Origin of the sequence: Alishewanella sp. HH-ZS (assembly GCF_001704375.1) — a bacterium.
Lineage (GTDB): Bacteria > Pseudomonadota > Gammaproteobacteria > Enterobacterales > Alteromonadaceae > Alishewanella > Alishewanella aestuarii.
In genome coordinates this window covers 18158-27223 of record NZ_LZEJ01000038.1, presented here as the reverse complement: position 1 = coordinate 27223, position 9066 = coordinate 18158, and the positions used below count along the sequence as shown (strand labels likewise).

10 protein-coding genes are annotated in these 9066 nt (G+C 50.9%); 5 read left to right on the top strand and 5 right to left on the bottom strand.

Translation table 11 applies throughout. From position 1 onward, the window contains the following. Window positions 1-54 precede the first annotated feature (54 nt). Window positions 55-1719 (top strand): M28 family metallopeptidase, encoded by a 1665-nt coding sequence (locus A9165_RS13780; protein ID WP_065956324.1) that lies wholly within the window; start codon window positions 55-57, stop codon window positions 1717-1719. Between the two features lie 53 nt (window positions 1720-1772). On the opposite strand, the gene A9165_RS13775 is transcribed toward A9165_RS13780, so the two are convergent. Further along, window positions 1773-2177: a translation initiation factor gene (locus tag A9165_RS13775; RefSeq protein ID WP_065956323.1), complete on the bottom strand. Its 405-nt coding sequence runs from the start codon at window positions 2175-2177 to the stop codon at window positions 1773-1775. 142 nt (window positions 2178-2319) lie between these two features. On the opposite strand from A9165_RS13775, the gene A9165_RS13770 reads away from it, so the two are divergent. Together A9165_RS13770 and A9165_RS13765 are read left to right on the top strand one after the other, a co-directional pair. After that, on the top strand, window positions 2320-3021 hold the full coding sequence (locus A9165_RS13770; protein WP_065956322.1) for a GAF domain-containing protein: 702 nt from the start codon (window positions 2320-2322) through the stop codon (window positions 3019-3021). A gap of 39 nt (window positions 3022-3060) precedes the next feature. Next, window positions 3061-4257, top strand: a complete 1197-nt coding sequence (locus tag A9165_RS13765) for an amino acid aminotransferase (RefSeq protein ID WP_008949777.1) — start codon at window positions 3061-3063, stop codon at window positions 4255-4257. Window positions 4258-4342: 85 nt separating this feature from the next. Here the strand turns inward: A9165_RS13765 and A9165_RS13760 are convergent, their stop codons facing one another. The 4 genes from A9165_RS13760 to ettA form a co-directional block, all read right to left on the bottom strand. Beyond that, complete coding sequence (locus tag A9165_RS13760; protein ID WP_065956321.1) at window positions 4343-4630, bottom strand: hypothetical protein; 288 nt, start codon at window positions 4628-4630, stop codon at window positions 4343-4345. Window positions 4631-4844: 214 nt separating this feature from the next. Beyond that, a complete protein-coding gene (locus tag A9165_RS13755; protein WP_065956320.1) occupies window positions 4845-5492 on the bottom strand; it encodes an energy-coupling factor ABC transporter permease in 648 nt (215 codons plus the stop codon). Between the two features lie 86 nt (window positions 5493-5578). Beyond that, window positions 5579-5941: a DUF6746 family protein gene (locus A9165_RS13750; protein ID WP_083216302.1), complete on the bottom strand. Its 363-nt coding sequence runs from the start codon at window positions 5939-5941 to the stop codon at window positions 5579-5581. Window positions 5942-6082: 141 nt separating this feature from the next. Next, window positions 6083-7744 carry an energy-dependent translational throttle protein EttA gene (ettA, locus tag A9165_RS13745; protein ID WP_065956318.1) on the bottom strand — a complete coding sequence of 554 codons (1662 nt, stop codon included), beginning with the start codon at window positions 7742-7744 and terminating at the stop codon, window positions 6083-6085. A 159-nt stretch (window positions 7745-7903) separates the two neighbouring features. On the opposite strand from ettA, the gene A9165_RS13740 reads away from it, so the two are divergent. Together A9165_RS13740 and folE are read left to right on the top strand one after the other, a co-directional pair. Continuing rightward, on the top strand, window positions 7904-8257 hold the full coding sequence (locus A9165_RS13740; protein ID WP_008609864.1) for a DUF2750 domain-containing protein: 354 nt from the start codon (window positions 7904-7906) through the stop codon (window positions 8255-8257). A gap of 146 nt (window positions 8258-8403) precedes the next feature. Next, on the top strand, window positions 8404-9045 hold the full coding sequence (folE, locus tag A9165_RS13735) for a GTP cyclohydrolase I FolE (RefSeq protein WP_008949772.1): 642 nt from the start codon (window positions 8404-8406) through the stop codon (window positions 9043-9045). Window positions 9046-9066 lie beyond the last annotated feature (21 nt).

The following is a 9066-nucleotide window of genomic DNA, read 5'->3' as shown; positions in this document are numbered from 1 at the left end:
ACTGACTGCCCCTATGCCAATTTTTAAATTGTTGATGTAGAAGAGAACAACCTAATGAAAAAACCTGTAATGCTGGTGCTGGCTGCCGCTCTTACGCTGCTGGCGTGCGGTAAGCCTACACCGCTTTCTGAGCCCAAAGCGGACCCGCTTAAAATTGAAAGCCATTTACGTTTTCTGGCCGATGATTTGCTGGAAGGGCGGGATACCGGTAGCCGCGGCCACGAGATTGCCTCGCTCTATATTGCCGAGCAGTTCCGGGCTTTGGGCCTGAAGGGCGCCGCAGCGGATGGCGGATATTACCAGCAGGTGCCACTACGTAAGGCATTATTAGTGCCAGGTAGCGCCAAGCTGAGCTTTCAGTTTACTGACAAGACAGAAGAGCTCAGCTATCCGCAGCAATTCTTTACGGGTCCCAATTTACAGCAAACTTCTGTAGCACTGAGTGCGCCGATGGTGTTTGTTGGCTATGGCCTGGTGTCTGATGCCTTTGCGTTAAATGATTATGCCGGGTTGGATGTCGCAGGTAAGGTGGTGGTGATGCTTGCAGGGCTGCCCGCCAGTCTACCCAGTGAAGAGCGTGCTTACCTAGGCAGTATGAAAACGGAATTTGCCGCTGAGCGCGGTGCCGTCGGTATTTTAACCGTACATACCCCGCAGCAGGAACAAACCCGGCCTTATGCCAACAGTTTGCTGTATTTAAATACGCCCAGTATGACCTGGCTTAATGAAGCCGGCGAACCGGGGCGCGGCTTTGCCCAGTTAAAAGGGAGTGCTTACTTACATCCTGATGCGGCGAAGGCGCTGTTTGCAGCAAGTGGCAAAGTACTGGATGAGATCTTTCAACAACTGGAACAGGATGCCATGCCGCAAGGCTTTGCCCTGAACGGTATTGTTAATCTGCAAAGCGAAAGCAGCCATCAAAGTATTAGCAGTCCTAATGTACTGGCGCTGCTGCCGGGTTCAGATCCGACGTTAAAACACGAAGTTGTGGTGTTAAGCGCGCACTCAGATCATATTGGTTTAGCTAACGACTTACGTACCAGTGATAAAGTGAATAACGGTGCTATGGATAATGCCGCCGGTACCGCGATCTTACTGGAAACCGCGCGCTTATTTGCTGCCTTGCCTGAGACGCCGAAGCGTTCTGTTTTGTTTGTCGCGCTGACCGGTGAAGAGAAGGGCTTACTGGGCGCTGATTACTTCGCCAGGAATCCGCCGCTGGCGATTGAAAAGCTGGTAGCGAACGTCAATCTGGATATGCCGGTACTGCTATATCCGTTTGCTGATCTGATTGCTTTTGGTGCCAATCATTCTACGCTGGGCGATGTCGTCGCCAGCGCGGCAGCAAAAGAGGGCATTAAGCTGAGTGCCGATCCGATGCCAGAGCAGGCGATTTTTACCCGCTCTGACCATTTCCGTCTAGTGCAACAAGGTGTGCCGGCCGTGTTTTTAATGACGGGTTTTACCTCGCAGGATCCGACTCAGGATGGCGGTAAGATCTGGGGCAGTTTCTTTGCCAAGCACTATCATAAGCCCTCAGATGATATTCCGAGTCTGGAACGGGACTACGGCCCGATCCGCTATGATGCCGGTGCGGTCTTTACCAATATTAATTTTAATATTGCGCTGGATGTTGCGAATACCGCTCAGCGGGCGCTGTGGCGGAAACAGAGTTTCTTTACCGGTGTTTTCGGTCGGCCGGATAATTCCGAGCAATAAGGCCTAAACACAAACGGCAGCCTTGGCTGCCGTTTTACTGTTAAATTGCAGGTCTAGCCACCGGCCTGTTTTACCTGATAACCTTTTTGTTGCAGTACAGCCGTAACCTGGTCGCGTTTATCGCCCTGGATCTCTATCACGCCATCTTTTACCGCACCACCACAGGCGCATTTCTTTTTTAGCTCAGAGCAAAGGGCATTCAGTTGCTCTGCACTGCCGGTTATACCACTGATGGTAAGCACAGTTTTGCCGCCACGGCCTTTGGTTTCACGCCTTACCCGCAGCGCACTATCGGCGTAGGCGGTCCCCAGGGTTTCTGGCGCTGCCTTGCTGTTAATACGACCACTGGCAGTAGAATAAACCAGATCGCTATCAGCATGGGCTGGCGCCGCAGGTTCCGCGCCTGTGCTGGCGCCAAGTTGAGCTTGCCAGTCGGCAAGCGAGATCTTCTTACTCATCGGAAAATGGCTTATCAGTTCGAATAGCGCAGAGCTTACTGAGCGCGATGAACGGAGGCAAGTTTTTCTGTGGTCAGCTTGGTTTTTTAGTGGCTTCTGGTAGAATGATGCGCATTATTTTAGAAATCTGGACGGCTATATTTTGAGTAATTCTGTCTCTCTGACCCAGTATCTGCAGTTAAGTGGCTTGACCGAGCTGGCAACGCCAGCTTTTGCTGTCGCGGTAGCACAGCAACAGCAGGCCTTGCGGCAGTACCTTGAGCAAGTCTCGGCGCCAACGGTAAATTGGCAGTACCAGGTGCCCGAGCTTGGCGAGGGTGGGGCCTGTTCATTATTTGGCGTGTTGGCAGCCGAGCCTTATGATTTAACCGCTATTTTGGGCGGTCAAACGGCGGCGAATCAACAAGCACTGGCCAGGCTCAGCCAAATTACCGCTTTTTATCAACAGCAGGCCGGCGTGGCCTGGTTTGGTATCTACCAGGCGCGAGCCAATCCAGCTGGCGAAGCGGTATTGGTCAAACTCAGCTACTTTGGTGCGCCCTCGCGCGCCGAGTTCCCTCTCACCCCTGAGTTTGCCACCATCAGTAACAACAGCAGTGTTGGCTTAAGCGGCAAAGCGAGGGTGATTAACAGTGTCGCCAGTTATTTACAACAGGGTGGCGAATACTATACGTGTGATCCGAAAGTCCAGGCCGAAGCCTGTTTGCCACTCTATGCGCAATCGGGCAGAATACTGGGCATTGTCGATGCCGAAGATTTTCAAGCAGAGGTATTTGATCAGCGCGCGCTGGCGTTACTGGTGGCGGTGTGTCTGACCATTCCGGACTATTTACCGGCCGTATAAGATGGCCTTTTATTAGCACAATAATCCAGGTAGAACATTATGTTTGCTCAGTTAAAACCCGTTGCCACTGATCCTATTCTGGGTCTGATGGCGGCTTACCGTGAAGACCCGAATCCACTGAAAGTTGACCTAGGTGTTGGGGTATATAAAGACGAGCAGGGCCATACGGCGGTGCTGAAGTGCGTTAAGGAAGCAGAAGCACTGCGCCTGAAACAAGAAGACAGCAAGACCTATATCGGCATGGCCGGTGATCTGGGCTTTAACGCCCATATTGAAAAGCTGGCGTTTGGTAATAGCCATCCGGTGTTGCTGGCAAACCGGGTAACTACAGCGCATACGCCTGGCGGCACAGGTGCGTTGCGGGTGGCGGCCGAGTTTATTAAGCGCGCTAATCCTGATGCCACCATCTGGGTTACCACCCCGACCTGGGCTAACCATATTTCATTGTTTCAGGCGGCGGGTCTAAAAGTTAAAGAGTACGCCTATTACGATTACGATACCAAGGGCCTGAAGACTGAGCAGATGTTCGCGGAACTGGCGCAAGTACCCGCCGGCGATGTGGTACTGGTGCATGCCTGCTGCCATAACCCAAGCGGTATGGATCTGAACTTTGAGCAATGGCAGCGTTTTACCGAGCTGGCATTGGAGCGCGGCTTTACGCCGCTGGTTGATATGGCCTATCAGGGCTTTGGTAGTGGCCTGGATGAAGATGCAAAGGGTCTGCGTTATCTGGCAGAACGGGTATCTGAATTGCTGCTGTGTAGCTCCTGCTCGAAGAACTTTGGCTTGTACCGTGAGCGTATCGGTGCTGTAAGTATCGTTTCTGCTGACAGTCAGGTGATGGAGCTGGCGAAAGTGAATCTGCTGAGCGTGGTCCGTTCGATCTATTCTATGCCACCGGCACATGGTGCCATTATCGTTAGCCATATTCTGGACAGTGCGGAATTAACGGCGCTGTGGCATCAGGAGCTGGCGGAAATGCGCGATCGGATCAATAACTACCGGCAGTTAATTATCGATAAGTTTGCCGCCGAAGGTATTACGCAGGATTTCAGCTTTATTGCCCGTCAACACGGTATGTTTAGTTTCCTCGGTATAAACAAAGCGCAGATTGATCGCCTAAGAGATGAATTTAGCATTTATATGGTGGGGTCAAGCCGGGTCAGTATTGCCGGGTTAAATCATGCCAATATTGATTACTTCGCCAAAGCCGTGGCGACGGTATTAAAGGGTTAAGATTGCGGCTGACAGGCCCCGGCTGATCTGGTGTCGCTGGGGCCTGAAGGCGTACTGCAAAACCGCCTGCTGCTGTAATAAGGCATTATTCCGCCTTAGGCTGGGCCGCTGTGTTAGCCGTTTCTGCGCTAACGGTCTGTTCTGCCTGTTGCTCGGTGTTTTGGCTTAGTTTCATTTGTTCAGCGACCAGACGCACGCTATTTTCCAGCGCCTGTTTGGTTTGCACCTTGATCGATTCGCGCACCTCTACCAGTTGACGGTTAAGCAGGTCGCTGGTCATTTCACTCAGGTTATTCAGGCTGTTGGCGCTGGCAGGTGCCGCTAAGGTTAAACCCAGTACAGTGGCCATCATCAGTTTAGTTACAGTTTTCATATCTCTCTCGCTTAGTTAAGGGTTAGTGGTTTACTACGACCTAACTATTACAAGCGATATGCCAACTTTTAATTTTTATTAACTTTATGAAAATTAATGATATTTTTATGGTGGCGTAAACAGCTGCCACCTTAGGTAACAGTCTTATTGCTAAAATATCGTGATTTTGGCTAATTTTTAGTCTTTTATTTGGCGAGGAGTGGCCATCGCTATTTCAGCGGTCGGGTGACAGGTATTCGTTATCATAAAAAGTTCTGAGCCAGTGTGGCCGGTATACCGCCATTAGGGTGATGGCCATACCATTCAGTAAGGCTTCACCAAACCAGATCAGTAACGCCAGCTGGGTATAATTGTGGTAGATGGTATGCCAGCTATAGTCTTGCTGCAGGTAATACCAGAGCGAGGTAAGCAGGATCTTCAGGCTGATGGTCAGGGCGGCACTGATAAAACCGGCGACAAAGATATAAACAAACAGGTGCCGGCTTAGATAGTGATACGACCAGGCAAAGATAGCATAGCTGAATAAGCCCGGCAGAATGAAGGTCGTCAGCGCAAAGACGCCGCCATCGGCCCAATCGACAATACCAAAGGCCTGCAATAATAGCAGCGGCAGGCAACAGATCCAGATCGCAATACGCCAGCCATGACACAACACCAGCGTGGTGATGCCCAGAAAAAACAACTCCAGACCTGATTCAATACCGGCACGCACCGACCACAGCAAGGTGAGGGCGACAGCAGAACCAAACACCAGTGCCTGGTATCCCGGGACCTGCAACAAACGTGGCAGTAGCTCTTTCGGGTAAAAGCGCAGCAACAAAGCAATAAAGACAAGCCAGCTAACAAGTTGCAAAGACGTCATAACAGCACGGGATCAGACTAAGGCTTAGATATTGTAGCGGCCGCGACAGCCTGCTGCCAAGCTGTCGCGAGCTGATAACTAGCGTGCTATTTTAACAGGGCTTTTGCCAGTTGCAGATAATAGGCGCCATTATCCTTAACCCGCTGATAGTCCATTGTTTCTGAACCCAGATGTACTTCTTCCAGTACTTCTTTAATCTCATCCGAAGCGGCGGGTAATTTGGCCAGCGCATTTTCCAGTGTATAGGTTAGCTGATGAATTTCGGTCATGCTGGTTGGATTGAGCTCGCCAGCGAGTAAAGCTGCCAGCTTGCTATTCTGCTCTTGCAGCACACTCAGTGCTTGTTGTGCAGAACTGATTTCCGCACCTTTAAAATGCGCCGGGCGCTCAGAGGCCTGAGCAGTCAAACTTAGGGTTGCCAGTAAGGTAGCGATAAGCAGGCTTTTCATTATGAACTCCTTATTTGATAATGATTATCAATTACTATACGCCTTTTTTTGCAATTGGCAAGGGCCGCAGTGCCAAAAGGCGTCCATGCCGGGCGCAAATAAAAACGCCTGCAAGCGCAGGCGTCAAAGAAAGGGCGGTGGTTAGATCCGCTTGTATTTAATCCGGTGTGGCTCTAATGCCGCCGCGCCGTAGGTTTGCTTCAGCCAGGCTTCATAATCCGAGTAGTTACCTTCGAAGAAGTTCACCTTACCCTCATCGCGGTAATCCAGAATGTGGGTGGCGATACGGTCGAGGAACCAACGGTCATGCGAGATCACCATGGCACAGCCCGGGAAATCCAGCAGCGCGTTTTCCAGCGCCCTTAGCGTTTCTACGTCCAGATCGTTGGTCGGTTCGTCCAGCAACAGCATATTGCCGCCGGCTTTGAGCAGCGCCGCTAAATGCACCCGGTTACGTTCACCGCCGGATAACTCACCGATAAACTTCTGCTGGTCATTGCCTTTAAAGTTAAAGCGACCGACATAAGCCCGGCTTGGGATCTGGAAGTTGCCGATTTGCAGCATATCCTGACCGTTAGAGATTTCCTGCCAGACCGTGTTTTTCGGGTTCATCTTATCGCGGAACTGATCGACGCTGGCGATCTGTACGGTCTCGCCAATCTCAATCTTACCGCCATCCGGTTGTTCGGTGCCGGTGATCATTTTAAACAGCGTCGATTTACCGGCACCGTTCGGACCGATAATACCGACGATAGCACCTTTGGGAATACTAAAGCTTAAATCATCAATCAGCACCCGATCGCCAAAGGTTTTACGCAGATGACTGACGTCCAGCACCTTATCACCCAGGCGCGGCCCAGGCGGAATAAACAGCTCATTGGTTTCGTTACGCTTTTGAAATTCCTGGCTTTGCAGCTCTTCAAAGCGGGCCATCCGCGCCTTGCTTTTGGCATGGCGACCTTTGGGGTTAGTGCGTACCCACTCCAATTCCTGCTTAATAGAGCGCTGGCGGGCATTCTCTGACTTCTCTTCCTGCGCCAGGCGAGCTTCCTTTTGCTCCAGCCAGCTGGAGTAATTACCCTGCCATGGAATACCTTCACCGCGGTCCAGCTCTAAAATCCAACCGGCGACGTTATCGAGGAAGTAACGGTCGTGGGTAATGGCCACCACGGTACCCGGGTAGTCATGCAGGAAGCGTTCTAACCAGGCCACGGATTCAGCATCCAGGTGGTTAGTTGGCTCGTCCAGTAATAGCATGTCCGGGCGTTCCAGTACCAGGCGGCAAATTGCTACCCGGCGGCGTTCACCACCCGACAGATGTTCGATTTTGGCATCCCAGGGCGGCAAACGCAGTGAATCTGCGGCGCGCTCCAGCGTATTCTCCAGGTTATGGCCATCTTTAGCCTGAATTAAGGCTTCGAGTTCACCTTGCTCACGCGCCAGCGCATCAAAGTCGGCATTTTCATCGGCGTAAGCGGCATAGACTTCGTCCAGACGGGCGAAGGCTTGCTTCACATCAGCTACCGCTTCTTCGACGATTTCTTTTACGGTTTTATTGGCATCCAGCTCCGGCTCTTGAGGCAGGTAACCAATCTTGGTGCCGCTAAGTGCCCGGGCTTCGCCTTCAAATTCTTTATCTACGCCGGCCATAATCCGTAACAGCGTGGATTTACCCGAGCCGTTTAAACCTAAGACGCCAATTTTCGCGCCGGGGAAAAACGACAGGGAGATATCTTTTAAGATGGTTCGTTTCGGGGGTACAACTTTCGATACCCGATACATTGAAAAAATATATTGCGCCATGGTTTCAATTACCGTTTAGATGGATTGATACATCGGGCTGATTGTACGTCATTTTCATGCCAGGGGGTAGGCAAGGGGCATTACTGCTAATAAAGTTGGCTTTTCGTTGCCGATCTCTGCTTTAATAGCAGGGTGAATTTCTTTTAAAGCAGGTTAGGTATGTCTGAGTTTGCACATGATCCAAGTTTTCAGCGTTTTGTCGAAGAAGCTAAAACCGAAGGGGTGGTCTGGACCCTGGCGGATGGTGAAGATTTACTGGTAGTGGAATCGGTAGAATTTGAAGAAACTGACGTGATGCCGTTCTGGTCGAATAAAGCGGACGCTCAGGCCCATTGCTCAGACGAATGGGAAAATTATAAGCCGGAAGCCATCCCGCTGGATGTGTTTTGTGAAGGTTGGTTAAAAGAAATGTACGACGACGGTGTGTTGATTGGGACTAACTGGGATGAGTCGTTAAATGGCCCTGAAGTTGAGCCGCGTGAGCTGCTGGAAGCCTTAGCCCGCGTGCAGTAAGCCTGTCGGTTAGCCTACCCAAGCCCGGCTTTGCTGGGCTTTCGTGTTTTATGGGTGTAAAATAGCAGTTATTGTGCAATAGCCACTAAACTGGATGCCGGGTTAGGGCGTAGAAGCTGCATCAGAGTCAGGTGTTGGAAAAAAGTATGTTAACTGAAGAAGCAATGTTAGTGCGTAGTGCCCTGGAAGCCAGAGGTCTGGAAACTCCTATGCGCGATAACGGCTTATCCCGCGATCAGAAGTATCAAAAAATCAGTCAGCTGATGACCGAGATTGTTGAGACGCTGGGATTGGATTTAACCGACGACAGTTTAAGTGAGACGCCACACCGTATCGCCAAGATGTACGTTGACGAGGTATTTAGCGGTCTGGTTTATAGCAACTTCCCAAAAATTGCCCTGATTGAAAATAAGATGCAAGTCAGTGAAATGGTAAAAGTAAAAGATATCAGCTTTACCAGTACCTGTGAGCATCATTTTGTTACCATTGATGGCAGCGCGACAGTGGCTTATATTCCTGGCAAGAAAATCATTGGCTTATCAAAAATTAACCGTATCGTACGCTTTTTTGCGCAGCGGCCGCAGGTGCAGGAGCGTTTGACGCAACAGGTGCTAATCGCACTACAGGCCTTGCTGGAAACCGATAATGTGGCTGTGACCATGGATGCAGTGCATTATTGTGTCAAGTCGCGTGGGGTAATGGACGTCAATTCTAAAACGCAAACCACAGCGCTGGGTGGCATCTTTAAAGAAGACGCCCGTACCCGGGCAGAGTTTTTAGCGCGCTGATTGAGGGCAGACACTGCAGAT

Coding starts and splice junctions, on each gene's coding strand:
- A9165_RS13740 (WP_008609864.1), top strand. CDS start 7,904: ATGTCTGAGTTTGCACATGATCCAAGTTTTCAGCGTTTTGTCGAAGAA.
- A9165_RS13765 (WP_008949777.1), top strand. CDS start 3,061: ATGTTTGCTCAGTTAAAACCCGTTGCCACTGATCCTATTCTGGGTCTG.
- A9165_RS13775 (WP_065956323.1), bottom strand. CDS start 2,177: ATGAGTAAGAAGATCTCGCTTGCCGACTGGCAAGCTCAACTTGGCGCC.
- ettA (WP_065956318.1), bottom strand. CDS start 7,744: ATGGCGCAATATATTTTTTCAATGTATCGGGTATCGAAAGTTGTACCC.
- A9165_RS13780 (WP_065956324.1), top strand. CDS start 55: ATGAAAAAACCTGTAATGCTGGTGCTGGCTGCCGCTCTTACGCTGCTG.
- A9165_RS13750 (WP_083216302.1), bottom strand. CDS start 5,941: ATGAAAAGCCTGCTTATCGCTACCTTACTGGCAACCCTAAGTTTGACT.
- folE (WP_008949772.1), top strand. CDS start 8,404: ATGTTAACTGAAGAAGCAATGTTAGTGCGTAGTGCCCTGGAAGCCAGA.
- A9165_RS13760 (WP_065956321.1), bottom strand. CDS start 4,630: ATGAAAACTGTAACTAAACTGATGATGGCCACTGTACTGGGTTTAACC.
- A9165_RS13755 (WP_065956320.1), bottom strand. CDS start 5,492: ATGACGTCTTTGCAACTTGTTAGCTGGCTTGTCTTTATTGCTTTGTTG.